This window comes from Myxococcus sp. MH1 (assembly GCF_059738865.1).
Window position 1 is genome coordinate 1,122,992 of record NZ_AP026947.1, and the last position, 23,744, is coordinate 1,146,735.

Annotated in this window: 19 protein-coding genes; 13 read left to right on the plus strand and 6 right to left on the minus strand. The window is 69.8% G+C overall.

Going from position 1 to position 23,744, the window contains the following annotated elements:
- Positions 1–23 precede the first annotated feature (23 nt).
- Positions 24–1,010, minus strand: coding sequence for a zinc-dependent alcohol dehydrogenase family protein (locus AC6JA9_RS04710; protein WP_223745917.1), 987 nt, complete (start codon positions 1,008–1,010; stop codon positions 24–26).
- Between the two features lie 196 nt (positions 1,011–1,206).
- Here AC6JA9_RS04710 and AC6JA9_RS04715 point away from each other — a divergent pair, with 196 nt between their 5' ends.
- Complete coding sequence (locus tag AC6JA9_RS04715) at positions 1,207–2,304, plus strand: lysylphosphatidylglycerol synthase domain-containing protein (protein ID WP_223782473.1); 1,098 nt, start codon at positions 1,207–1,209, stop codon at positions 2,302–2,304.
- Here AC6JA9_RS04715 and AC6JA9_RS04720 read toward each other — a convergent pair.
- Positions 2,237–4,453 (minus strand): molybdopterin oxidoreductase family protein, encoded by a 2,217-nt coding sequence (locus AC6JA9_RS04720; protein ID WP_497959157.1) that lies wholly within the window; start codon positions 4,451–4,453, stop codon positions 2,237–2,239. The genes AC6JA9_RS04715 and AC6JA9_RS04720 overlap by 68 nt on opposite strands.
- 76 nt (positions 4,454–4,529) lie before the next feature.
- On the opposite strand from AC6JA9_RS04720, the gene AC6JA9_RS04725 reads away from it, so the two are divergent.
- The 9 genes from AC6JA9_RS04725 (at position 4,530) to AC6JA9_RS04765 (ending at position 16,092) form a co-directional block, all read left to right on the plus strand.
- Positions 4,530–5,441, plus strand: coding sequence for a hypothetical protein (locus AC6JA9_RS04725; RefSeq protein ID WP_497959158.1), 912 nt, complete (start codon positions 4,530–4,532; stop codon positions 5,439–5,441).
- Between the two features lie 141 nt (positions 5,442–5,582).
- Positions 5,583–6,590: a 3-oxoacyl-ACP synthase III family protein gene (locus tag AC6JA9_RS04730; RefSeq protein WP_223782476.1), complete on the plus strand. Its 1,008-nt coding sequence runs from the start codon at positions 5,583–5,585 to the stop codon at positions 6,588–6,590.
- A 313-nt stretch (positions 6,591–6,903) separates the two neighbouring features.
- Complete coding sequence (locus AC6JA9_RS04735; protein WP_223745922.1) at positions 6,904–7,455, plus strand: chalcone isomerase family protein; 552 nt, start codon at positions 6,904–6,906, stop codon at positions 7,453–7,455.
- A gap of 128 nt (positions 7,456–7,583) precedes the next feature.
- The gene (locus tag AC6JA9_RS04740; RefSeq protein WP_141327593.1) at positions 7,584–8,390 is read left to right on the plus strand and encodes an OmpA/MotB family protein; all 807 of its coding nucleotides are present in this window, start codon (positions 7,584–7,586) and stop codon (positions 8,388–8,390) included.
- Between the two features lie 40 nt (positions 8,391–8,430).
- Positions 8,431–11,049: a TonB-dependent receptor gene (locus AC6JA9_RS04745; RefSeq protein WP_497959159.1), complete on the plus strand. Its 2,619-nt coding sequence runs from the start codon at positions 8,431–8,433 to the stop codon at positions 11,047–11,049.
- A 2-nt stretch (positions 11,050–11,051) separates the two neighbouring features.
- The gene (locus tag AC6JA9_RS04750; RefSeq protein WP_408888167.1) at positions 11,052–11,921 is read left to right on the plus strand and encodes a hypothetical protein; all 870 of its coding nucleotides are present in this window, start codon (positions 11,052–11,054) and stop codon (positions 11,919–11,921) included.
- A gap of 236 nt (positions 11,922–12,157) precedes the next feature.
- Positions 12,158–14,425 carry a pyridoxal phosphate-dependent decarboxylase family protein gene (locus tag AC6JA9_RS04755; protein WP_497959160.1) on the plus strand — a complete coding sequence of 756 codons (2,268 nt, stop codon included), beginning with the start codon at positions 12,158–12,160 and terminating at the stop codon, positions 14,423–14,425.
- 168 nt (positions 14,426–14,593) lie between these two features.
- On the plus strand, positions 14,594–15,022 hold the full coding sequence (locus AC6JA9_RS04760; protein WP_473566855.1) for a hypothetical protein: 429 nt from the start codon (positions 14,594–14,596) through the stop codon (positions 15,020–15,022).
- A 113-nt stretch (positions 15,023–15,135) separates the two neighbouring features.
- Positions 15,136–16,092: a hypothetical protein gene (locus AC6JA9_RS04765; RefSeq protein WP_473566856.1), complete on the plus strand. Its 957-nt coding sequence runs from the start codon at positions 15,136–15,138 to the stop codon at positions 16,090–16,092.
- Between the two features lie 6 nt (positions 16,093–16,098).
- Here AC6JA9_RS04765 and AC6JA9_RS04770 read toward each other — a convergent pair whose 3' ends face one another.
- Positions 16,099–17,352, minus strand: coding sequence for an Hsp70 family protein (locus AC6JA9_RS04770; RefSeq protein ID WP_267698115.1), 1,254 nt, complete (start codon positions 17,350–17,352; stop codon positions 16,099–16,101).
- 165 nt (positions 17,353–17,517) lie between these two features.
- Between AC6JA9_RS04770 and AC6JA9_RS04775 the strand changes: the two genes are divergently transcribed.
- The 3 genes from AC6JA9_RS04775 to AC6JA9_RS04785 all read left to right on the plus strand — a co-directional run bounded on the left by AC6JA9_RS04775 (position 17,518) and on the right by AC6JA9_RS04785 (position 20,242).
- Positions 17,518–19,104, plus strand: a complete 1,587-nt coding sequence (locus AC6JA9_RS04775) for a hypothetical protein (protein WP_497959161.1) — start codon at positions 17,518–17,520, stop codon at positions 19,102–19,104.
- A 78-nt stretch (positions 19,105–19,182) separates the two neighbouring features.
- Positions 19,183–19,542, plus strand: coding sequence for a tenascin-X (locus AC6JA9_RS04780; RefSeq protein WP_497959162.1), 360 nt, complete (start codon positions 19,183–19,185; stop codon positions 19,540–19,542).
- A 118-nt stretch (positions 19,543–19,660) separates the two neighbouring features.
- Positions 19,661–20,242, plus strand: coding sequence for a DUF4142 domain-containing protein (locus AC6JA9_RS04785; RefSeq protein ID WP_497959163.1), 582 nt, complete (start codon positions 19,661–19,663; stop codon positions 20,240–20,242).
- Between the two features lie 12 nt (positions 20,243–20,254).
- Here AC6JA9_RS04785 and AC6JA9_RS04790 read toward each other — a convergent pair whose 3' ends face one another.
- The 3 genes from AC6JA9_RS04790 to AC6JA9_RS04800 all read right to left on the minus strand — a co-directional run bounded on the left by AC6JA9_RS04790 (position 20,255) and on the right by AC6JA9_RS04800 (position 22,441).
- Entirely contained in the window at positions 20,255–21,154 is a 900-nt protein-coding gene (locus AC6JA9_RS04790; RefSeq protein ID WP_497959164.1) for a CHAD domain-containing protein, read from the minus strand.
- A gap of 4 nt (positions 21,155–21,158) precedes the next feature.
- Positions 21,159–21,698, minus strand: a complete 540-nt coding sequence (locus AC6JA9_RS04795) for an inorganic diphosphatase (RefSeq protein WP_497959165.1) — start codon at positions 21,696–21,698, stop codon at positions 21,159–21,161.
- Positions 21,699–21,787: 89 nt separating this feature from the next.
- Positions 21,788–22,441, minus strand: a complete 654-nt coding sequence (locus tag AC6JA9_RS04800; protein WP_497959166.1) for a hypothetical protein — start codon at positions 22,439–22,441, stop codon at positions 21,788–21,790.
- Between the last annotated feature and the right edge of the window lie 1,303 nt (positions 22,442–23,744).

A 23,744-nucleotide genomic window follows, 5' to 3' on the forward strand; every position in this document is an offset into this window, starting at 1 on the left:
GCCTCCCGTCGAACAGCGTGTCTTCAGACAGGTCCATTGGGCGTGAGCAGCACCTTGCCGCCGCGTCCACCCTCCATCGAGCGCGCCAGCGCCTCCTGGATGGCGTCCAGCGTGAAGGTGCCCTCCACCGCCGTCTTCAGCGTGCCGTCGGCCACCAGCTTCGCCAGTCGGCCGAACGTCTCCTGCTGCTGCTCGCGCGGGGCGCGCTTGAGCCACAGCACCAGCCAGAAGCCGCGCAGGGTGATGTCCTTGAAGATGGAAGCCGCGGCCGACAGCTTGGGGCCCTTGCCGGACATGACGCCGTAGTTCACCACCGTGCCGCCGGTGGCGAGCGAATCCCCCAGCCGCCGCGTGGAGTCGCCGCCCACCGCGTCGATGGCCAGCCGCACCTTGGCGCCGCCCGTCGCCGCCTTCACGCGCTCGGGCAAATCATCCGTGTCCGTCAGCACCACGTCCGCGCCCAGCTCGGTGAGCTCCTTTGCCAGCTCCTCGCGGCGCACCACGTTGAGCGTCTTGTAGCCGGCCTGCTTCGCCAGGGTGATGAGGTAGCGGCCCACCGCGGAGTTGGCGGCGTTCTGCAGCACCCAGTCCCCGGGCTTCAACGCGCCGAACTCGCGCAGCAGGATGTCCGCGGTGGGCGGGTTGACGAACAACATGGACGCCTGCTTCAGGTCCGTGCCGGGGGGCACCGTCACCAGACCCTCGGCGGGCGCCACCAGGTGCGTGCGCCACGTGCCCGCGCCCAGCGGCAGGAACACCAGGTCTCCCACCTTCACGGCCGAGGTGTCCTTCACCTCCACCACGCGGCCCACGCCCTCGTTGCCCGGCACCGCCGGCAGCTTGGGCAGCGAGCCGTACTGACCCGACAGGGTGAGCACGTCCGACGGGTTGATGGGCGTGGCCAGGACCTCGATGCGGACCTGCCCCGACTCGAGCGCCGCGTCGGGCTCCTCCACCAGCTCCACCACCTTCAACGGATGCCCGAACTTCGAAAACCGGACCGCTTTCATGGGTTGCTCCGAGTGCGCGCGGGAATTCGGGTCCGCACCCTAGCGACCTTCGGGCCCGGAGCCGAGCACGCACTCCAAGTCGTCGCGGCAACCCGTTCGCCAGGGTGGGGGCGCCAGGCACGGTGTCCACCGGCGGACGCGAGGGGAGGGGCAGGGGAGCACGAGGGCCTCGCATTCCCGCGTCGCGCTGCTCACCTTGCGTGGTGACTCGGGGCGGCTGGGTGGCGAGGAGGCGACAGTGGGCAGCAACGTGCGCGCGGGGATGACCCTGGGCCGACCGATGGAGGCCGCGACGGTGGCGGCTCCGCTGGCCGTTCCGTGGAGACGCAGGATGACGGGGCTCCTACGGCCCCTCTTCGCGGTGGCCGGGGTGGGCATGCTGGCGCTGCTGGTGCGCAAGGTGGGCCCGCATGAGCTCGGGAGCGTGCTGCTGGGCGCCGCGCCGTGGCTGCCGTGGGTGGTGCTCCTGGAGGTGGGACGTCAGGGCATGGACGCGCTCGCCACGCGCGCCTCCTATGGCGCGAGCGCGGAGCGGGTGCCCCTGAGGGTGCTGGCGCGCGCGCAGCTCATCGGCACCGCGGTGTCCAGCATGGCGCCCGCGGGCCGCGCGGCGGCGGAGGCCACCAAGGCCGCGCTCCTGTCACCCCACATGGGTGGCGGCACCGCGGCGGCCGCGGCGGCCACGTCCCAGGCGGCCTCGCTGGCGGCCGGCGGCCTCATCTCCTTTCCCTGCGCGGCGGCCTCGTTCCTGCTCACGGGCTGGTCCGTCTTCACGCTGGCGATGCTCGGCCACGGCGTGGTGCTGGTGCTGGCCTCCACGGGCGTGCGTGCGTGCATGCGCGCCCAGGGACCGTGCGCGTGGCTGGCGAAGCGCTCGCGCAGGTGGGCGCAGCTCACGGAGCAGTTCCGCCAGACGGCGTGCCACGGCCCGCTGCTCCCGAAGAGCCCCGTGCTGGCCTTCCTGGGCAGCCGCACGCTGCAGGTGGCGCAGTACGCGGTGCTGACGCACGCGGTGGGCATCGACACGTCGGTGGTGCAGGCGCTCTTCTCGCAGGGCCTCTACCTGTGCGCGCTGGCGGTGGGCTCGCTGGTGCCCGGCCAGGTGGGCGTGAGCGACGGCGCCTTCGCGCTGGCGGCGGGCGTGCTGGACACCACCGCCGCGCGCGCCATGTCGGTGGCGCTGCTGGGCCACCTGGTGCAGCTGGTCTTCGTGCTCGCCGGCGCGCTCACGCCGCTGGTGTGGCGGATGCCTGGGGTGGCGCGGCCGGCCTCACCCTCACCGGCGTGCCGTTGAAGGCCGCGTTGCCGCTGACGGCGTCCACCGCGTGGTCGTCCGTCAGGTCGTTCTGGCTGATGCCCGCGTGCTCGCTGGCCACGCGCAGCTTCGTGCCCTGGCGGCGATGGCCATAGCCGTGCGGCAGGCTCACCACGCCCGGCATCACCTCGTCCGTCACCGCCACCGGCACCGTCACCTCGCCCACGCGGGAGGTGACGGTGGCGTCCACGCCGTCCGCCAGCCCCAGCCGCGACGCGTCCTCCGGGTGCACCATCAGCGTGCAGCGCGGCTTGCCCTTGAGCAGGCCCGGCACGTTGTGCATCCAGGAGTTGTTGTCGCGCAGGTGTCTGCGGCCGATGAGCAGCAGCTCGCCCGCGCGCGCGTCGGGCGCCCCGCCCTCCGGGAACGTCTGGGCGAGCCGCTGCACGTCCGCGACGAGCAGCGGAGGGGCCAGGTGCAGGCGCCTGTCCTTCGTCTGAAGCCGCTCGGGCAGGCACGGCTTGAGCGGGCCCAGGTCCACGCCGTGCGGTGAGGCGCGCAGCTTCGACAGCGACAGGCCCTGGCGCAGCGGATGGAACCGGCTGCCGTGCGGGCCCAGTCGCAAACCGATGTCCAGCATCCGCTCCGGCCCCAGCCGCGTGAGGGTCTGGTAGCGCAGCGTCTGGCGCACGGACGGACGGCCCTTGCGCAGGGTCTCCAGGCGGTGCTGCAGCGCGAGGACGATCTGCCAGTCGTGACGCCCCTCCGGCCCGGGCTCGAACAGCGGCGGCGAGTACTTGGCGGTGTTGCGCACGGCCAGCGCGTGGAAGGCCACGTCGTAGTGGCCGCGCTCCAGCGGGGACACGGGCGGCAGGATGATGTGCGCGTGGCGTGTCGTCTCGTTGAGGTACGGGTCCACGCTCACCATGAAGTCCAGCCCCTGGAGCGCGCGCTCCAGCTGCGCGCCGTTGGGCGTGGACAGCACGGGGTTGCCCGCCATGGTGACGAGCGCGCGCACGCGGCCATCACCTGGGGTGAGCATCTCCTCGGCGAGCACGGCCGAGGGCAATTCGCCGCCCGTCTCCGGCAGCCCACGCACCCGGCTCTTCCACCGGCCATGGCTGCCCCGGCCGAGCGCCATCGCCTTGGGGCCGCAGATGATGTCGAAGGCGGGCTGGGTGAACATGGCGCCGCCCTCCTTGTCCAGCTGGCCCGTCACCGCGTTGAGCACGTTGATGAGCCACTGGCACAGCGAGCCGAAGGGCTGCGTGGACAGGCCCATGCGCCCGTAGCAGACGGCCGCGTCGGCGGCGAGGAAGTCGCGCGCGAGCGTGCGCACCGTCTCGGCGGGGACTCCGGTGTGCGGCGCCACGCGCTCGGGCGGGAAGTCGCGCGCGAGCGCTCGCACGGTGTCGAGCCCGTCCGTGAGCGCGTCCAGGTGCCCCGTCCTCGGCGGGTGCTCGTGGAGCACGACGTGCAGCAGCGCGAGCAGCAGCAGCGCGTCCGTGCCGGGGCGGATGAAGACGTGGGTGTCCGCGATGGCCGCCGTCTCCGTGCGGCGCGGGTCCACCACCACGAGCTTGCCGCCGCGCTGCTGGATGGCGCGCAGCCGGGTGCGCACGTCCGGGGCCGTCATCAGGCTGCCATTGGACGCGAGGGGGTTGGCGCCCATCACCAGCAGATAGCGCGTGCGGTCCAGGTCCGGGATGGGCACCAGCAGCTGGTGGCCGAACATGAAGTACGACACCAGCTGGTGGGGGAGCTGGTCCACGGACGTGGCGGAGAAGCGGTTCTTCGAGCGCAGCGCGCGCACCAGCTCCGAGCCGAACACCATGTTGCCCAGGTTGTGCACGTTGGGGTTGCCCAGGTACGACGCCACCGCGTCGCGCCCGTGCGCCTCTTGCACCGCGTGCAGCCCCTTCGCCGCCTGGTCCAGCGCCTCGTCCCACGACACGCGCTCCCAGCCCGTCGGGGTCCGCCGCATCGGGTGGCGCAGCCGGTCCGGGTCCTCGTGCAGGTCCTTGAGCGCCAGCGCCTTGGGACACACGTGGCCCCGGCTGAACGGGTCCTCGTCGTCTCCCCGGATGGAGGTGATTCGCTCCTCCTGGAGTTCGATGCGCAGGCCGCACATGGCCTCGCACAGGTTGCACGTACGGAAGTGGACCCGGGACGTGGCCTTGGCGCTCATGCCGCGCACTCTACACAACGCCAATGCCTGACGCGGATGGCGGTGCCATGAAAGGATTGTGTCACGAGGAGAACACATGCGCCGGATGGAGCCGTGGGTCATCGCCGTGGGGTTGTTGGCATTGTCGCCGCTGGACGTGGGGGCCACCGAGCCGCCCCGAATCGTCGTGTCCAAGGCCCGGGCGCTGAGCTTCACCCGCCAGGACGCGGTGGTGGGGCGGGCCGAGGAGGTGCGGATGGGGATGACGATGCAGCAGGACTTCTACATCACCGCGCCCTTCATGGAGCCGGAGCCCATCGACGTCTCCACCGAGATGTTCCAGGCGCAGGTCTTCACCCCGCTGGAGGTGAAGGGGCCCCTCGTCACCAAGGCGAAGCTCGCCTATGGCGACGTGGTGGACGTGATGAAGGACCCGCAGGGACGGCAGAAGCGGCAGGTCACCGTCGTCCACCAGAAGACCTATGTGGGTGAGGCCAGGGCGGGCCGAGTCGAGGTGACGGACGCGAACGGCCAGCCGGTGCCGCCGGAGGAAGCCGAGCTGGTGCGCAAGGACCTGGACGGGCTGGGCGCCGAGGACCCCATCGCCGCCGCCTTCCCCCAGGGGCCGGTGAAGGTGGGCGCGAAGCTGGACGGCGTGGCGCGCGCCTTCGAGAAGCTCCTGCAGAAGGGCAACCCCGCGAGCGTGAAGTTCCGCAAGACGCGCGTCCAGCTCCAGGAGATCCACGAGGACCCGCGCGGCCTCGTCGGCCTGTTCCTCGTCTCCACCACGATGGAGCTGGCCCCGGACGAGCAGAACCCCATGACCACCACCATCGCCTACCAGGGGACGATGCACGTGCTGGGCGAGGGCACCGAGCTGACCGCCTTCAACCTGCAGGGGCCCGTCGTCTACACCCCCATCCCCGCGATGAAGGCCAAGGGCATGCAGGTGAAGGGCAAGGGCGACTCGGTCCTCTTCTTCTCCGTCCAGCCCGTGAAGAAGCCCTGACGACACGTCGCGTCAGTCCCCGTCGCGTCGGGACTGGAATGGCCCGGCGCGACGCCCGCATGGCCGGCTGCTCCGCGGAGCAGCGCGGGCGTGACAGCACGCTGACAGAGAATGGGCAGGGTTGGGCGTTAGAGGGTTCCCATGTTCCTGCACGCGCTCGGTCACTTCCATCCGCCCAACCTCCTCACCAATGCCTTCCTGGAGGAGCTGGGCCTCGAGACCTCGGACGCGTGGATATTGGAGCGGGTGGGCATCCGCTCCCGCCACACGGTGCTGCCGCTCGACTACCTGCGGCAGACGCGCAACCGGGACGTGCGGGCCGCGCAGGAGGCCGCGCTCTACAGCAACGCGCAGACGGGTGCCCACGCCGCGCGCCTGGCGCTCACGCGCGCGGGGCTGAAGCCCTCCAACATCGGCCTCGTCGTCGCGGGCGGGTGCAGCCCGGACGAGTGCATCCCGGCCGAGTCCAACCGCGTGGCGCAGGAGCTGGGCATCGACGCGCCGGCCGTGGACCTGCAGAGCGCCTGCTCGTCCTTCTGCACGCAGCTGCACTTCCTGACGGGCATGCGCCCGGAGCGGCTGCCGGAGTACGTGCTCGTGGTGAACATGGACAACTCCACGCGCGTGGTGGACTACGCGGACCGCTCCAGCGCGGTGCTGTGGGGCGACGGCTCCTCGGCGGCGGTGCTGTCCCCCCGCGTGCCGGGCCGCTGGCGAATCACCGAGACCCGCCTCGCCGGAGACCCCTCGGGCGCGGACAAGGTGCGCGTGCCGCGCATCGGCCACTTCACCCAGCACGGCGCGGAGGTGCAGAAGTTCGCCATCCGCCGCGCGGGAGAGACCTTCCTGGACCTGCGCGCCGACTACCTGGCCCGACACCCGGACCAGGGGCCCGGCGACGTCACCTTCATCGGCCACCAGGCCAACCTGCGCATGCTGGAGGCCGTCCAGCGCCGCTGCGAGGTCCCCGAGTCACGCCACTTCTTCAACGTCCACGTCCGGGGCAACACCGGCGCGGCGGGCGCCCCGGGCGTCCTGAGCGAGCACTGGGACGACCCCGGCCTGGGCGACGCCCTGGTCCTGAGCGTGGTGGGCAGCGGGCTCACCTGGGCCGGCGCCCTGCTCGAGCGCACTCGCGCCGCCCCCTGACGCACCCTGGCACCCCGGTCCGAAGTGTCCGACCGGGCGCCCGTCATGCAGCCTCCTTCCCCGCACGTCGGAGAGCGCTGGTATGTTCTCCAACGAGCGTCATGGCCCCGACACCCCGCGACATCCCCCTCCCGAGCTCCCCGTGGCTGACGGCCCCGGGCCCGTGCGCCTCGACGCCGGGCGTGGGCGGGGCCTCACCCCGGGTCCGCTCCGTCCACTGCTCCACAGGGAACTGGAACGATCTGCTGGCGGTCGCGTCCAGGCATGCGCACCTATCCGGGCACCGTACTCGGACAGGGCGGGGGTCGGACGCATGAGAGAGCAGGCGTGGAAGAGCGCGCGGTGGCTCGTGCTGGGGTGGGTGCTGGCAACGGGCGCGGCGCAGGCGGGACAGAAGCAGGTGGGTGGAGTCCACATGCCGGACTCCCTGCAGCTCCAGGGGCGCACGGTGGAGCTGGCCCACATGGAGCTGCACAAGCGCTTCTTGTTCAAGGTGTACGTGTGGAGTCTCTATCTGGAGTCGCGGCCGAGGAGCGCCTCGGAGGCCATCGCCTCCAACTCCGTGAAGCGGCTGCACTTCCGCTTCCTGCGAGACATCACCCGCTCGCAGCTGGTGGACAGCCTGCGCAACGGCCTGTACCGCAACCCGGAGCTGCGCGAGGGGCCTCTGTCCCAGCAGCTGGGCGTCATGCTCGCGTCGCTGCGTGACGTGGAGAAGGGCGGGGACCTCATCATCACCTACACCCCGGATGGCGGCCTGGAGGTCGGCGGCGCGGCCAGCGGCGGCGTGTTCATCCCCGGCAAGACGTTCGCCGACGCGCTCTTCGCCGTCTGGCTGGACGTGCACCCCATCTTCCCTCGTTGAAGCTTTACACCCGGGCCCTCTGGCGGGGGTCCAGGCTGGCGAAATGCCCGTGTGGGTTCTTCCTGACCTTGGAACTTCCAGGCAGTAGGCTGGAGCTCCAACCATCGCTGTCAGGAGAATACATACACATGCGGACACGGCTGATTCTGGCTGCGCTCGTCGCGCTCTCCACCACGGGATGCGTCTCTCAGGGCAAGTTCGACGCGAAGGCCCTGGAGGCGGAGAACCTCACCAAGGGCCTCAACGACGAGAAGGGCGCGCGTGAGGCCGCCGAGGCCAAGGTCAAGGAGCTGACGGAGAAGATCGCCGCGCTGGAGGAGGAGAAGAAGGCGCTGGAGACCCGGCTGACCACCTCCGAGTCGCGCCTCACGGCGGGCGCCGCCGAGCGCCGCGCGTTGCAGGACCAGAACGCGCAGCTCGCCGCGCTCAACGAGGAGCTGGCGCGCAACTCCAAGAAGCTGGCCCAGGCCAAGGAGGAGCTGGAGAAGAAGAGCTCCGAGTACGAGAGCCTGGCGCAGAGCCTCAAGTCGGAGATCTCCGAGGGCAAGATTGAGTTGTCCGAGCTGAAGGGCCGCATGACGGTGCAGCTCAAGGACAAGATCCTCTTCGCGTCTGGCTCAGCGCGCGTGGGCAAGGAGGGCGGCGAGGCGCTGAAGAAGATCGCCGACGCGCTCAAGAGCGTGCAGGGGAAGATCATCCGCGTCGAAGGACACACGGATGACGTTCCGACGGGCGGCGGCCAGTTCCCCACCAACTGGGAGCTGAGCCTGGCGCGCGCCATGGCGGTGGTGCGGGCGCTGCAGGACGCGGGCGTGGACCCGACGACGCTGTCAGCGGCGGGCTACGGGCAATACCAGCCCATCGCGGTCAATGACTCGCCCGAGAATCGCAGTCTGAATCGTCGTATCGAAATCGTTCTCGCACCCAAGTTGTGAAAGCGTTAGGGAGGTCGGGCGCCTTCGCGCCCTTCCCCCCATGAGAACGTTCCTGGCCGTTTTGTGTTTCTGCCTCGCCGCCGGAGCCTGGGCACAGGCTCCGGACGGCGGTGTCGCCGACCCCGACGCGGGCGTCCCCACGGGCGTGTTGACGAAACCGCCCGAGCTGCTGCGTCAGGTCGAGGCCCCCTATCCACCCGAAGCCGCCGCCCAGCAGCTCGAGGGCACGGTGGTGATGTTCATCGACATCTCGGAGACGGGCGCCGTCACGAATGTCGAAATCACCCAGCCCGCCGGCCACGGCTTCGACGAGGCCGCCGTGGAGGCCGTGAAGCAGTTCGAGTTCTCCCCCGCGGAGGTCGACAACGTCCCCGCCCCGGTGCGCATCCAGTACGCCTACCAGTTCGTCTTCCGGCCGGTGGCCCCGCCCACCGACGCGGACGGCGGCACCGTGGAGCCCGAGGCCCCGGTGAACTTCAGCGGCCAGGCGCTGGAGCGCGGCACGCGCAAGCCGCTCAACGGCGCGGAGGTGGTGCTCCCGGAGCTGGACCGCTCCACCGTGGCGGACTCGGAGGGGCGCTTCTCCTTCCGGGGCGTGCCGCTGGGCACCCACGAGGTGCTGGTGGTGCAGGGCGGCTATGACCGCTTCAAGACCCGGGAGACGGTGTCCGAGGGCCGCGAGACGCGCGCCACGTACTACGTGCAGAAGCGCATCTTCAGCCCCTTCGAGACGGTGGTGCGCAGCGACCGTGAGCGCAAGGAGGTGACGAGCACCACGCTCCAGGTGGCCGAGGTGCAGCGTGTGCCCGGCACCCAGGGCGACACGCTCAAGGTGGTGCAGAACCTGCCCGGCGTGGCGCGCCCGGCCTTCAACGGCGGCGCCCTGGTCATCCGCGGCACCAGCCCCCAGGAGTCCGGCGTCTTCCTGGACGGCCAGCGCATCCCCCTGCTGTTCCACTTCGGCGGCCTGACCAGCGTCTACAACTCCGAGCTCCTGGAGTCGCTGGACTACCTGCCCGGCAACTTCTCCTCGTACTACGGCGACATCACCGGCGGCGTCATCAACGTGAACAGCCGCGAGCCGAAGATGGACCGCATCCATGGCACCGTGGGCGTGAGCCTCATCGAGTCCAACGCGGTCATCGAGGGGCCCATCACCGACACGCTGGGCTTCGCCATCGGCGGCCGGCGCTCGTACATCGACCTGGTGCTGGGCGTGATTCCGGAGGGCGACGACGGCCCGAGCCTCCAGGTGGCGCCGCGCTACTACGACGCGCAGCTCAAGCTGGTGTGGAAGCCGATTTCACGCCACACCTTCACACTGCAGGGCATCACCTCTCGGGACCGGCTGGGGCTGGTGTTCGACCGACCGTCGGACGACGACCCGTCCGTCAACGGCAACCTGGACGTGACGACGGGCTTCAACCAGCTGCGCCTGCGTCACCAGTACCGCGGGGAGCGGCTCACGCTGGACACGCACGCGCTGGTGGGCAACACGCTGGTGGAGTTCGAGATTGGCGAGCGCAACCTGCGCATCGCCTCCACGGACCTGAACCTGCGCGCCACGGCGGAGTACGCGCTGGTGGAGCCGTTCACCCTGGCGGGTGGCGTGGACGTGACGAGCAGCTTCGCGAACGTCAAGGCGCGCATCCAGCGCCCGCCTCGTGAGGGTGAGCCGCCCAGCCCGCTCGTCACCGAGGACCTGCTCGACACCGATGGCGACTTCCTCCAGTACTTCCCCTCGCTGTGGATTGAGGGGCGCTGGCGTCCGTTCAAGGGGCTGCTGGTGGTGCCGGGCGTGCGGTACGAGGGGTATGTCTTCACGGACCAGAAGAAGGCCAAGCGCACGCTCAACCCGCGCCTGGCGGTGCGCTACGCGCTGACGGACACGCTGACCTTGAAGGGCGGCGCGGGCGTGTACCACGGGCCTCCGGTGCAGGATGAGCCCAGCCTCGCGTTCGGCAACCCGGACCTCTCCGCGAAGCGCTCGCTCCAGTACGGCGTGGGCGCGGAGTGGCAGCCCGTGCAGGAGTGGTTCGTCAGCGGCGAGGTCTTCTACAACGATTTGGACAACCTCATCAGCCGCTCGGACGCGCTGGTGGAGCGCGACGGGGAGCTGGTGCCGGAGCGGCTGAAGAACGGCGGCATCGGCCGGGTCTACGGCTTCGAGCTGCTCGTGCGCCGCGCGCTGACGGAGCGCCTGTTCGGCTGGATTGCATACACGCTCAGCAAGAGCGAGCGCCGGGACGCGCCCGGGGCGAACTGGCGCCTGTTCGACAACGACCAGACGCACGTGCTGACTGCGATTGCGTCCTACAAGCTGCCGAGGGGCTGGGAGGTGGGCGCCAGGTTCCGCTTCGCGTCCGGCAACCCGACGACGCCGGTGGTGGGCTCGGTGCGTGACGACGGCACCGACGTGTTCCTGCCGCTGTTCGCGGCGGTGAACTCGCGGCGGCTGCCGTCCTTCAACCAGCTGGATGTCCGCGTCGACAAGATCTTCGTCTTCGACAAGTGGACGCTGGACCTCTACCTGGACTTGACGAACGTCTACAACAACGCGGCGGTGGAGGGCATCGCCTACAACTACAACTACACCCAGAGCGCCTACTTCGAGGGACTGCCCATCCTCCCCGTCATCGGCGCCAAGGGGAGCTTCTGACCATGCGCGCGTGCGTCTTCCTCTCCCTGGCCGCGGCGCTGCTGGCGTGTGGCCCCGACTTCGAGCTGCAGAGTGAAATCCGGCGGGTGCGGGTGCTCGGCATCCGCGCGGAGCCGCCGGAGCTGGTGCTGGACCCGGACACGGGCGCCTTGCCTGGGCCCACGTCCTTCACCGCGCTGGCGGTGGCGCCGGACGCGCGGCCCGTCACCGTCACCTACGCGCTGTGCCGGCTCAACGGCAACCCGTACGACGGCCGCTGCCCCGGTGAGAACGGCGTGCCGCTGGCGGATGGCACCCTGTCCTTGCAGAACCCCGACGTGCAGGCGGTGCTGCTGCAGGCCATCCAGGCCGCGAACCCCAACGGCGGCGCCACGCCCGACCCGGACGACCCGCGCACGCGCGCGGCGCTGGAGAAGGGCATCCCCCTGTTCGTGGGCTACGAGGCGACGGACGGCTCCGGCACGCCCGAGGGCACCGAGCGCGGCGTGCGCCAGGTGCTGGTGCGCATGACGCGCGAGCCGAACCACAACCCGGGCGTGGCGGACATCCTGTGGAACGACGCGCCGCTGGTGGGGCCGCTGCCCTTGGACCAGGAGGTGGTGTTCCGCCCCACGCTCACCGAGGGCAGCCTGGAGGTGTTCACCGGCGAGGACGGCGCGGAGACGGAGCAGGTCTTCTACAGCTGGTTCGTCACGGGGGACGGCGAGGTGAAGGAGTTCCGCTCGCTGGAGCCGGTGGACGGCAAGCCGGGCGACCCCACGTCGAAGTACGAGACGCCCAAGACGCCCCAGCGCCTCACCGTGTACGTGGTGGCGCGCGACGGTCGTGGCGGCGTGGGCTGGCTCAGCCGCGAGGTGGACGCGGGGCCGTAGTCGAGCACCTGTCGATGGGGAAGCGGCCCGCCTTCGAGCGGGCCGTCTGCCTTTGAGGGAGGGGTCAACGGCTCCCGGCCCCGGAGGGCGGTGGGACTGTCTGGAATTGTCGCCACGTCGCGAGCGTGATGGGCCCGGGACACGGGTCCTGTATGTCTGGCGCGGACCGTGGCCCTCCCCCAGCGCGCGCCCCACGTCGCGCCACGGTCCTTCCCCGTCGGCAAGGAGCGTCCCTCATGGCTAACAAGTCCCAACCGGACTACGCCGGTCGTGCCCTCGACAGCTTGAAGCAGGCGTTGCGCGAGCGATTGGACCGCAATCAGCTCGTGCACCGAGAGGTCCCCTGGGATTCGGCGCGCACGGAGGTGTCGCCGCTCGCGGGCGGACGCGACGTGGAGGCGTGGTTCCTGGGCCCGCGCGCGGAGAACGCGGAGCTGTTCGAGCAGCTGGTGCTGGAGGCCCTGAGAGACCACTCCTTCTGGCGCCGCAACTTCCACCCCACGGACCCGCCTGCAATCACGCAGAGCATCAAGAGAGACCCGGGCTACCTGCGCGCGCTGGACACGCTGCACACGGAGTTCGACACGCTGCTGGCCGAGCTGAAGAAGTCCGCCCCGTTCTTCAGCATGCGCTACCAGGGCCACATGACGTGGGATCAGACCTTGCCGGGCATGGCGGGCTACTTCGCGGCCATGCTCTACAACCAGAACAACGTCGCGCTGGAGGCCTCGCCGCAGACGACGGTGCTGGAGGTCCGCGTCGGCGAGGACCTGTGTCGCATGGTGGGCTACGCCGAGCAGGGCCAGGTGCGGCCGTGGAGCCACCTGACGTGTGGCGGCACCACCGCCAACATCGAGGCGATGTGGGCCGCGCGGAACCTCAAGTTCTACCCGCTGTCCCTGCGCGAGGCCCTGGGCAAGGAGCCCGCGCTCGCCGCCGCGAAGGGGCTGGAGGTCACCCTGCCGTCCGACACGAAGGCGCGCCTGTTGGACCTGAGCCCGTGGCAGGCGCTCAACCTGGGGGTGGACGAGGTGCTGGGGCTGCCCACGCGCATCCAGGAGCAGTTCGGCATTCCGGTGGAGACGCTGACGGCGCGGCTGTCCGACTACACGCTCCAGGACCTGGGCCTGGTGGAGTTCACCCGGCGCCACCTGGGGGACGTGAAGGCGCCGGTGTTCATGGTGCCGGGCTCCAAGCACTACTCGCTGCCCAAGGCCGCCGCGATTCTCGGCCTGGGCGCGGACCACATGTACAGCATCCCGCTGGATGAGGCGGGGCGCATGGACCTGGAGAGCCTGGAGTCACGGCTGGACCAGTGCCGCGCGGACAAGCGGCCGGTCATCGCGGTGACGGCGGTGATGGGCACCACGGAGGAGGGGCTGGTGGACCCGCTCGCGTCGGTGGTGGCCTTGCGCAAGCAGAAGTACCACCCGCTGGACATGTCCTTCTGCGTGCACGCGGACGCGGCGTGGGGCGGCTACTTCGCGTCGCTCTTGCGCCCGGCGCCCGGGCCAAAGGGCGCGCGCTCGGGCCCGCCGGCGCCGGTGCTGCAATTGAGCACCTACGCGATGAAGCAGTTCGAGGCGCTGCCGGAGGCGGACACCATCACCGTGGACCCGCACAAGACGGGCTACCTGCCGTACCCCGCCGGCGCGCTGTGCTATCGCAACCAGGCCATGCGCAGCCTCGTCGCCTTCGAGGCGCCGTACATCAACACCGCGGGCAGCCAGGAGGACCTCACGGTGGGCAAGTACGGCATCGAGGGCTCCAAGCCCGGTGCCGCGGCGGCGGGCGTGTACCTGAGCCACGCCGTCGTGCCGCCGGACCAGCGTGGCTACGGCAAGATCCTCGGCAGGGCGCTCTACAACTGCAAGCTGTTCCACGCGCGCCTCCTGATGATGAACGCGGTGGCGGACGACTACCGGGTGGTGCCCGGCCCGCGCTTCGAGCTGCCGGAGAACCTGCGCAAGAAGTACGGCGGCACGCAGAAGGCGCTGGAGACGCTGCGACACCAGCTCTCCAACAGGCGCCACGAGGAGCTGCTCGCCAGCGCCCAGCCCGAGGAGCTGGAGCTGCTGCGCGAGATGGGCGCGGACCTCAACATCCTCACGTATGCCTTCAACTTCCAGACGGCGGACGGGCTCAATCCCAGCCTCGCCAAGGCCAATGACTTCAACCGGGGCATCTATGACAGGCTCGGCGTGAAGGCGGATGGCCGCGACATCTACGGCTACCGGCTGCTCGTGAGCACCACCGACTTCATCGAGGCGGACTACGGCAAGAAGTTCTTCGCCGACTACGAGGAGCGGCTGCTCGGCACCGCCACGCCCGAGGATGCCGAGGAGGGGCGCATCACCGTGCTGCGCTCCGTCATCATGGACCCCTGGATTACCGAGGACCTGGAGGGCCGCCCCTTCCTCGACACCATCATCCAGGAGCTGCGCGCCGCGGTGGAGGACACCCTCCACGAGCTCAAGGGCACCGCCCCCCGCCGCACCCGCTAGCCCGGGGCTCCGGCCACCTCGGAGGGCTCCGAGGTGGCCGATGTAACCCGAGTCAACGGAAACCTTGTTTTGTCACTGTAAATAAGAATTTGCGAGAAGGCCTCTTGGCTCCCTTCGCGGGGAATGCTTGTTTGCGCGCTCCCCCTCACCTGGAAAGGTGCGCATCGAATGCGGAACTTCCTCGCAGTGACGGCTTCCATCCTCTCGCTCTCGCTGTTCGGCTGCGGCAACGCGCCGGCGGAGCAGACCCCGGCCGAGCCGACGCCGGAGACCACCGAGCAGACCCAGAGCCTCTATCCCACGGGCAGCGGCTGCCAGTATGACTCCGAGTGCGGTTCGGGCCTGTGCTGGCAGGAGGCGGACTCCTACCCGCTCTACAACCCGTACTGGATTCGCGCGAGCTCCTGCACGGAGGAGTGTGGCGAGGGCGACCACCAGAGCTGCCGTGACCTGGCCGCGTCCCTGAACGCCCCGTCGCCCAACACGGCGCGCTGCATCCCCGCGCGCGGCGTCTACGACGACTACCCCTACGACGACATCTTCTACGTGTGCGACATGGTCGCCGCGGGCCTGGGCCACGTCGCCTGGGTGGAGTGATGTCCCTCGCGCCGTCCGGAGCGGGTGTCTCCGGGCGGCGCGGTGCTGTCGGGAAATCCATGCCGATTCCATGATTGGCGTAAGGGGCCTTCCGCGCGGAATGCTCCGAGCCCATGGAACGCAGGCTCCTGGTCGTGGGTGTGATTGCAGGGCTCGTGCTGGGCGCGTGTGCCCCGCGCGGGGTGCGTCCGGTGCCTCCCCTGGGGAGCGAGTCCGACGTGCGGACGCGGCCGGGGACGTACGACGGCTACTCCGTGAAGGTGGACTTCAAGCAGGTGGCCCGCCATCAGGGACACGTGGGGGAGGTCGTGGTGACGGGCCTGGGGGATGTGCCCCTGGTGATGACGTTACGGCGGCAGGGCGATGACGCGCTGGAGCGGCGGCTCGCACCCGGCCTGCGCATCGAGCACCCCGTGATGATGGCGCCCCAGGAGCCCTCCGCGGCGCGGGACGAGCGCGTGCGGTGGCGCGTCGAGGGGCTCGACTACGAGTATCTGCGCAAGCAGGGGTGGCTGTTCGAGGGCTGCCAGCCCGACTTCCAGCCGCTCTGCGAGCTCGGCGGCACGGCGCTGGTGACCTCCAGCTTCCAGGCGGTGGATGCGCTCGTCGCATATCTGGGGCGCTGGATGACGGAGGGCCATCGCCGGGGCTCCATCCTCATCGAGGTGTGGGCGCACCTGGGCACGGTCGACCAGGTGAAGACGCGCATGGGCGCGCAGGATGGCTACACCGTCGCGTGGTGCAAGCTGGAGGAGTCCGCGGACCACCGTCTCCTCGTGCTCACGGGGCAGGGGGCGCGGGTCTTCGCGCCGCTGGTCGACGGCGAGCCCGAGGCCATCGAGCAGCGCGGCAACGCCGGTGTGGTGATTGGCGCGGCCGGGACGGAGCGTGGGTTCACCACGGTGTCCCGGCCCGGCTGCCATGCGCCCTACGCGGCCTGGGTCGACGTCCACGGGTATGGACAGGTCGACGCGGCCATCGCGTGGTGGGGCCGCCGCCTGAAGGAGGGCGACCACGCGGGAGAGGTCTTGCTCCGGGTGTCGGGGCCGGAGCTCCTCATCCTCGAGTGAGCGGGCTCAGCCCAGGGTGGCGGAGGCCCGGCCGAGGCCCTCGGCGACGGAGGTGAAGGCGTCCGCGGTGCGCACGCGCTCCTCGCCGAAGCGGCGCACGTAGAGCTGGCGCACGGCGGGAATCTGCGACGAGCCGCCGGTGAGGAACACCGCGTCGATGTGCGCGGCCTCCGGGTGGCGCTCGAGCAGGCCTTGGGTGCACTGCTCCAATTCGTCGAGCAGCGGCTTGCTGAAGGCGTCGAACTCGGCGCGGGTGATGGGCTCGTGGAGGTTGATGCGGGCCTCCTCGAAGTCGATGGTGGCGACGTCGTCGCGGGACAGGCGCACCTTGGCGGCTTCGATGGCGCGGAAGAGGCGGTAGCCCAGGTTGTCCACGACCAGGTCGTGGAGGGCCTCGATTTCGGCCGGCTTGTCGCTGGTCTCCATCATCGTATTGAGCAGCTCCTGGGTGGACTTCTCACGGATGAAGGACATCTCGTGCCAGGACAGCAGCTTGGCCATGATGTGCTGTGGAATCGGCAGGCGCTTGTCGCTCAGGCCGCGCACCCGGTACGTGGAGCCGGCGCCGAAGCGGGGCAAGAGCTTGTGGCGCATGATTTCCGCGTCGAAGCGGTCTCCGCCGATGCGCACGCCAGTGGAGCCGACGACGTCCGGGCGGCGGTCCTTGGCGCCCCGGCGCGAGGGGCCCAGGCGCATCAGGGTGAGGTCGGTGGTGCCGGCGCCGAAGTCGGCCACGAGGACCAGCTCGTCGCGGGTGAGCTGGGCCTCGTAGGCGAGCGCGGCGGCGATGGGCTCGATGAGGAACTCGATGTGCTGGAAGCCGGCGAGCTCGGCGGCGCGGTGCAGGCGCTTCTGGGCGAGCGCGTCCGCGTCCGGGTCCGGCGTGAAGACGGCGGGGCGGCCGAGGATGACGGCCTCCGGGGGCGTGCCCATGTGGGCGCCGGCGGCGTCGCGCACGCGGCGCAGGAGGATGGCGACCAGGTCCTCGATGGTGAAAGTGCGGCCCTTGACCTGGGTGGCGCGGAAGGAGCTGGAGTGGAGGAAGGACTTCACGGACTGGATGAAGCGTCCGGTGTTGTCCTCGAGGTAGCGGTTGATGGCGTCGGCGCCCGTGTAGATTTCGCGCTCGTCGTCCGGGAAGAACATGACCGAGCGATAGAGGCGGGGCTCCGAGGTGTGGGGTTGCAGGGACAGCACCGTGCCGTCGGGCAGGGCCGCCGCGGTGTTGCTGGTTCCGAAGTCGAGTCCGCAGGCGTGCATGGGGGTGCGCCCCTTATCCCCAAAGTCCCGGAAAGGGTAGGGCGTCGTGAGGTGGGCTGCCCGATGCAGGACGGCCGAGTGGACGGCCGCCCGGAGAGGGCGTGGGTTGGCGGAGTTCGATGACTTCCCATGTTTCTTGTTCGGGCAGTCACGACAGGAGGACTCATGAAGCTCCGCGCGAAGTGGGCGGTGGCCGCGGGCGCCGCGTTGCTCGTCACGGGATGTCGGTCGAAGTCGTCGCAGGAGGACGCGCAGCAACAGCAGGCCGCCCAGGCTCGCGAGGACGTCCAGCGAGAGCAGCGCGAGCTGGACGAAGCGAAGGGTCGGGCCGAGCGGGAGTCGGCGGAGGCCCAGCAGGCCGGCGCGTCCGGGCAGGAGTCGGCCGAGGCTGGTCAGCAGCCGGGCCAGGGACAGGCGGGGCCGCAGCAGGGCGTTCAGGCGGGGGCGGATGCACGGCAGCAGGCCGCGCAGGCGGGACAGCAGGCGACCGAGGCGCAGCGGAAGGCCACACAGGCGGGACAGCAAGCCATCGCGGCTCAACAGGCCACCGAGGCTCAACAGCAGGCCACGCAGGCGGGACAGCAGGCCACCGCAGCTCAGCAACAAGCCGCACAGGCGGGACAGACACAGCCGCAGGCTTCGCAGGCGGGTCAGGTGGACCCGACACGGCAACAGGCGCAGGCGGGACAGCAAGGCGCCGTTGCGCAACAGCAGTCCGCACAGGCGGCTCAATCGGGCCAGACACCGCAACAGACAGCACAGACGGCACCGCAAGGCGCGGACGCTCAGCAGCAAGCACAGGCGGGACAGCCAGGCGCGGATGCACAGCAGGCCAGTGAGGCGCAGCAGCAGGCACAGGCTCAGCAAGGCGCGGGCGCCACGGGGACGCTGACGGACGACGCCAGCGACATCGAGTCGGAGGAAAGGCAGGCGGAACGCGCGGCGGAGCGGCAGGCCGAACTGCGCGCGGAGCAACAGGCGCGACAGTCCAGCGCGGCGGCGGTTGGTGGCTCGGGCTCGGAGACCTCATCATCGAGCCCCTCGGTCTCGTCCCAGTCCCAGTCCACCACGGAGCCCGGAATCGGAGGTTCCTCCGCGGCGGGTGAATCGCAGACGTCACCCTCGACTGATTCGAGCAGCTCGGCGCAAACCTCGCAGCCGGTCGAGGAGCCGCCCCAGCCGCTCTCTCCCCTCGAGCAACTCGATGCACGGCAGCAGCAGGAGCAGATTCTCGGAACGGCGGAGCCTCAGCAGCCCACCGCGGACACCCAGCAGCAGCAGCCCATGGCCACCGCGCCCTCCACCGACCTCCAGACACAGTCGCAGCCCGGAACCTCCACCGGAACCACCGGCACCCAGACGCAGACCGGGGCAGTCACCCAGCAGCCCATGGTCATGCTCCCCGTCCCGTCCACGGGGACGTGGCAGGGCAGCACGGCCTCCTCCGGGGCCCAGCTCGGCGCCGAGCAACAGTTCATCGGCGAGGTGGTGCGCGCCTCCGACACGGAGGTGCTGCTCAGCGAGAACGGCGAGCCCCAGCTGCGCTTGACGGTGAGCCCCTCGACGCTGGTCATGGTGAACGGCATGCAGTCGGTCGCCGAGGACGTCCCGGAGGGCGCCCAGGTTCGCGCCGCGTACACCATGGATGAGTCAGGCGAGGCGACGGCCACGCGCATCGAGGCCACCTCTCCAGGTGGGCCCACCGGCTCCGGCACCCCACTCCAGGAGTCGCAACCCACACCACAGCAGTAACCCCATCGCTCCGGTGACGGAGTGTCGGAAGGCGCCTCGTGATAGGAAAGGCCTCCTCACATCCGAGGAGGTCTCATCATGAAGCAGCGTCTCGTCGTCATCCTGGGAGCACTGGGGTTGGGCGTGGTGATGGGCTGTGGTGGAGCCGTCGAGCAAGCCCCCGAGCCGACCGCCAGCGTGTCCGCGTCCCTGTGGGACGAACAGCAGGAGCCCGCGCTCTGCAAGAAGGATGGGGAGTGTGGCTCCGGCGAGGACTGGGTGACGTGTCCGGCGGACTGCGAGCCTCCAACGGACACGTGCGGGGACGGCGCTTGCCTGGGTGCGGAGACGCACCAGAGCTGCCCTTTGGACTGCGACGCTCCGGTTGACGGGTGCGGTGACGGCTATTGCACCGGTGCGGAGACGCACCAGAGCTGTCCTTTGGACTGCGACGGCTGAGCGTCGGGCCGCGGGGCCCTATCGTCCGCCGGACAGTGGCAACGGTTCCCGCGCCCATACCGCTCGCACCTGCCCCTCCCCAACCTCCGCCAGCCTGGGTGGAGAACGGGGAGGGGACATGCACGGGGTGAGAGGGTGGATGGGCGCGCTGCTGGCGGGCGTGGTGGTGTTGGCGATGGGCTGCATGAACGAGTCGAGCGAGAGCCCGGTGCCGGGGCTCAGTACCCAGACGGTGGAGCTCACGGACGCGCAGATCCTCCGGGTGATGCAGGTCGCGAACGAGAGCGAGATTGCCTTCGGGGCGCTCGGGCAGTCGCGAGCGAGCACCGCGTCGGTGCGGGACTTCAGCGTGAAGATGGTCACCGAGCACTCGGTGGCGCGCGAGGAGCTGGGCCTGCTGGCCGTGGACCAGCAGCTGCGGCCCGCGGACAGTGAGCTGTCCTCGATGCTGATGGCGGATGCCCAGCACATGATGGCGGAGATGGACTCGCTGGAGGGGACGCGCTTCGACCTGGCGCTGATGGACGTGCAGCTCACGCTCCATGCGCGCACGGCGATGCTGTTGGACTCCCTGCTGCTGTCCCAGTCGGACAACGAGGCGCTGCGCCAGGTGCTGACGACGCAGCGCAAGGCGGTGCAGGGACACCTGGAGGAGGCCCTGCCCGTCCAGAAGGCCCTCTTCGACGCCCCGGCCCCCTGAGCCCGCCCCGCGTTACGAGAGGACCTGGAGCAGCCGCCGGGGGATGTCCTCGGCGTGCCAGCGCTGGAGCTCGCGCGCAATCTCGGCGGAGCGCTTGGCGCGGCCCTCGCGGATGAGGGGCAGCAGGGCGCGCGCCGCCTTGCGCTCCTGGGGTTTGCCGCCCGCGGCGAGCCGCTCGAAGACCTCCAGCCGGACGTCCGCGTCGTGCAGCTCGCCGAGTCCTTCCTGGAGTGGGACGAGCATCTCGGTCAGCGCCCCGAGCGTCCGCCGGAAGGCGGGCTGGAAGATCTCGAGCTCGTAGCGAAGCTTCTTCAATTCCTTGCGCAGCACATGGGCGGAGACGGCGTCGGGCGCGTCGATGTAGACCTTCATCCGCTTGTGCACGCGGCGCACGCGCCAGTGCAGGGGCTCCTTCACGCGGCGCCCGCCGAAGCGGTGGTCATCCTCCAGCCCATCCACCTTGCGCAGCATGCGAGGCAGGGTGCGGGACGACCAGCGCTTCAGCTCCGAGCGCAGTCGCTTCTCCCGCGACTCCAGGTCGGACAGCCGGGCCTTGCCCAGCGCGGCGATGCCCTTGCGCGTCTCCGGCTTCTCCTTGCGCGCCTTCTTCGCGACATCCTCCAGCCAGGAGGCCTGGACGTGCAGGTCCCTCACGTCGCCCAGCGCGTCCTGGAGGCGCTTCACCTCGTGCTCCAGCTTGGTGAGTCCACCCAGCGGGCGGAACACCTGGAGGGCGGCGCGGAGCCTGCGGGTGGCGACGCGCATGTCGTGGACGGCGTCATCGTCGATGGTGCCGTTGAGCTTGGACTCCGGCTTGCGGACATCGGCGAGTCGTCCGGCGAGGATGCGGCGCGCGGCCTGTCCCAGCTCGCTGTCGGGGCCGAGGCCTCGGATGGGCGTGGGTTGAGCCATGGGGCTAGCCTCCCTTCGCGGCGTAGGTGCGAATCATCTGCTCGGCGGCCTCGGGGCCTTCCCAGCCGAGGACGTGGGCGTCCTTGTCGGCGAAGTGCACGACGGTGAGGAAGAAGTGCGCGAGCTCATCGCGCTCGCGATTGGAGATGTCCTGGTAGGTGCGCAGTTGTTCGGCGCGGGGCGCCTGGGTGGGGATGGCGAGGATGCGGTCATTGCGCTCGCGCTCGCCGGGCTGGCCGTCCTTCTTCTTCTGGTCGACCTGGAGGACGCCGAGGGCGCGGCAGGGCAGCACGACGCCGGGCCAGGTGGAGTCGTCCCACAGGACCATGGCATCGAGCGGGTCGCCGTCCGGGCCGAGGGTGGAGGGGATGAAGCCCCAGTCGAAGGGGTAGCGCAGTCCCCGGGTGAGGGGGCGCGAGAGCGAGAAGGCCGAGAGCGCGGTGTCGTACTTGAGCTTCACCGTCGAGCCGCGAGGCGACTCGACGACGACGTGGAAGGCGCCCTGGGGCCCGCGCGTGGGCAGGCGGGAGAGGTCCGTCGTCATGGAAGGTGAAAGGTCATGCCGGAGGTGTCGCGCGGCAAGAGCCCTGTGGGCGACGTTACGGGTCGCCAACCTTCCGAGTGTCGGGAAGTCTACCGGGCCTGGGTGGGCTGGCCCTTCCAGAGGAAGCGGCCGACGTCCTGGAAGGAGGCGCCCCTCCACTTGAGGATGCGCTCGGGGCGGGCGGTGGGTTCGCGGGACTGGCGGAAGACGATTTCCGGGAGGCCATCGCCATCGACGTCCTGGAGGGCGCCCACGGAGCAGGCGCTGGAGGTGCAGCCGTTGGTCCATTGCTCTGAGGTGAGGCGCTTGCGGTTGGGGACGTCGTAGACGCGCACGTAGGTGGTGGAGTTGCCGACGTCGTAGTGCTCCACGGCGATGAGGCCCGTGCCGAGCTCATGCAGGCAGGTGGTGATCCGCGCGGCGCAGGGCGTGGCGTCGACGACGGTGGCATCGGGCTTGCCGCAGCTCGACAGGGTGAGGCTCTTGATGGACTGGTCCTGGCCGCAGACTTTCGAGCTGCCGCGGATGAGGGCGTCGTTCTTCTCGAGGAACCAGAGCGCGTCGGGTTGCCGGGAGAGGGTGCAGAGTCCCCAGGTGACGCGGCCGCTCCAGTCCTTGTCGCACGAGCGTTCGGGGGCCTTGTCTCGGGCGTCGTCGAAGTTCGGAATCAGGGACGAGGGACGGGCCGTCTGGGCCTGGGCGAAGGAGGCCAGGAGCACGGCGAGGAGCAGCAGGGCGCGCATGCGGACATCCTGGGGGAGCGCGGGGCGGGAACTCAAGTGCCCCATCATGCAAGGCAGTCCAGGTGGCTGGACTGCCTGTCCGAGGTTCGGACCCTGTTCTCCTGACGCTCGCTCTTCCTCGCGCACCTTTTGGGGCGTGTCAGTGCATGGATTTCAATGAATTCTCATTTCGATAGGTCGGCGCCTCGCCGAGCTCGTCTTGGCAGTCCACGCGATTCCTTGTCAGACCTGTGTGGTTGAAGTGTCTGCGCTGGGCATGCGCATTGCTGTTGGTTTGAATTGGTAAGGGACGAACTCATGAGGTGCGTGTCTGTGCGTTTCCACTGTTCGCGGCTGGCAGGAATCATTCTCCTGGTGATGGTGCTTGGGGGACGAGAGGGCTGGGCTACATGTTTCCCAGAGGGATCCATCCAGGCTTGCAGCAAGGGCGCATGCGTGGGTACGCAGACGTGCAACGAGCAATGGAGTGAATGCTCGTACGTGGCAAATTCGACCCAGTCTTGCTCTGTCTGTGGTCGCTCCGGCTTTCTCCAGTGTGACTCGGATGGCGACGTGCTCGCGGGTTCATGTACGGCCTTGGGGGCGGAGGTCTGCAACAACTGCGATGATGACGGGGACGGTCTTGTGGACGAGGGGCTCACGGCGGGGGCGTGTGACCCTCAAGGTAATGGTTGCACAGGAACGATGACCTGCGTAGCTGGGGGGTGGGCCTGTATCATTCCCGCTGACAAGCAGGTGCCGTGCAGCGGTCAATGTGGCGCCGAGGCCTATCGACAGTGTGGCCAGGACGGCTCGCTGGGGGCGTGTACGCGACTGATTCCCTCGAGTGAGGTGTGCAACGGGTGCGACGACGACCGTGATGGAATCGTCGACAACGCGCCCGGTCAAGGACCGGATACGTTGACCACCGTTTGCGTGGGCCCCAACGGCGCCTGTCCCGGATCGACGACTCACTGCACGGGGGGAGCGTGGTCCACCCAATGTGAAGCGCCTCCTGAACAGTGCAACGGGGTGGACGACGACTGTGACGGAGAGTTCGACGAAGGCGGCGTTTGTCGTTCGGACACGCTCGTGTGTCAGTGTGAGCCCTGGACCTGTGCGCGTCTGGGGGCCAACTGTGGCTCTACGCCAGATGGTTGTGGTGGGACGCTCGAATGTGGCGCCTGTCCTCAGGGACAGATCTGCGGTGCCGAGGGCCTCGCCAATGTGTGTGGCGCTGCCAACGGGTGTGCCCGCGTGCCGCAGTCTACTGCGTGTGCCGGTCGGGACTGTGGCTCCGCCGCGGATGGCTGTGGTGGTGAGT

Bases quoted from the DNA above. Each gene is read 5' to 3' on its own strand.
- AC6JA9_RS04765 (WP_473566856.1), top strand. From the start codon at position 15,136: ATGGAACGCAGGCTCCTGGTCGTGGGTGTGATTGCAGGGCTCGTGCTG.
- AC6JA9_RS04760 (WP_473566855.1), top strand. From the start codon at position 14,594: ATGCGGAACTTCCTCGCAGTGACGGCTTCCATCCTCTCGCTCTCGCTG.
- AC6JA9_RS04745 (WP_497959159.1), top strand. From the start codon at position 8,431: ATGAGAACGTTCCTGGCCGTTTTGTGTTTCTGCCTCGCCGCCGGAGCC.
- AC6JA9_RS04790 (WP_497959164.1), bottom strand. From the start codon at position 21,154: ATGGCTCAACCCACGCCCATCCGAGGCCTCGGCCCCGACAGCGAGCTG.
- AC6JA9_RS04780 (WP_497959162.1), top strand. From the start codon at position 19,183: ATGAAGCAGCGTCTCGTCGTCATCCTGGGAGCACTGGGGTTGGGCGTG.
- AC6JA9_RS04750 (WP_408888167.1), top strand. From the start codon at position 11,052: ATGCGCGCGTGCGTCTTCCTCTCCCTGGCCGCGGCGCTGCTGGCGTGT.
- AC6JA9_RS04720 (WP_497959157.1), bottom strand. From the start codon at position 4,453: ATGAGCGCCAAGGCCACGTCCCGGGTCCACTTCCGTACGTGCAACCTG.
- AC6JA9_RS04725 (WP_497959158.1), top strand. From the start codon at position 4,530: ATGCGCCGGATGGAGCCGTGGGTCATCGCCGTGGGGTTGTTGGCATTG.
- AC6JA9_RS04755 (WP_497959160.1), top strand. From the start codon at position 12,158: ATGGCTAACAAGTCCCAACCGGACTACGCCGGTCGTGCCCTCGACAGC.
- AC6JA9_RS04735 (WP_223745922.1), top strand. From the start codon at position 6,904: ATGAGAGAGCAGGCGTGGAAGAGCGCGCGGTGGCTCGTGCTGGGGTGG.
- AC6JA9_RS04710 (WP_223745917.1), bottom strand. From the start codon at position 1,010: ATGAAAGCGGTCCGGTTTTCGAAGTTCGGGCATCCGTTGAAGGTGGTG.
- AC6JA9_RS04785 (WP_497959163.1), top strand. From the start codon at position 19,661: ATGCACGGGGTGAGAGGGTGGATGGGCGCGCTGCTGGCGGGCGTGGTG.
- AC6JA9_RS04775 (WP_497959161.1), top strand. From the start codon at position 17,518: ATGAAGCTCCGCGCGAAGTGGGCGGTGGCCGCGGGCGCCGCGTTGCTC.
- AC6JA9_RS04800 (WP_497959166.1), bottom strand. From the start codon at position 22,441: ATGCGCGCCCTGCTGCTCCTCGCCGTGCTCCTGGCCTCCTTCGCCCAG.
- AC6JA9_RS04795 (WP_497959165.1), bottom strand. From the start codon at position 21,698: ATGACGACGGACCTCTCCCGCCTGCCCACGCGCGGGCCCCAGGGCGCC.
- AC6JA9_RS04740 (WP_141327593.1), top strand. From the start codon at position 7,584: ATGCGGACACGGCTGATTCTGGCTGCGCTCGTCGCGCTCTCCACCACG.
- AC6JA9_RS04730 (WP_223782476.1), top strand. From the start codon at position 5,583: ATGTTCCTGCACGCGCTCGGTCACTTCCATCCGCCCAACCTCCTCACC.
- AC6JA9_RS04770 (WP_267698115.1), bottom strand. From the start codon at position 17,352: ATGCACGCCTGCGGACTCGACTTCGGAACCAGCAACACCGCGGCGGCC.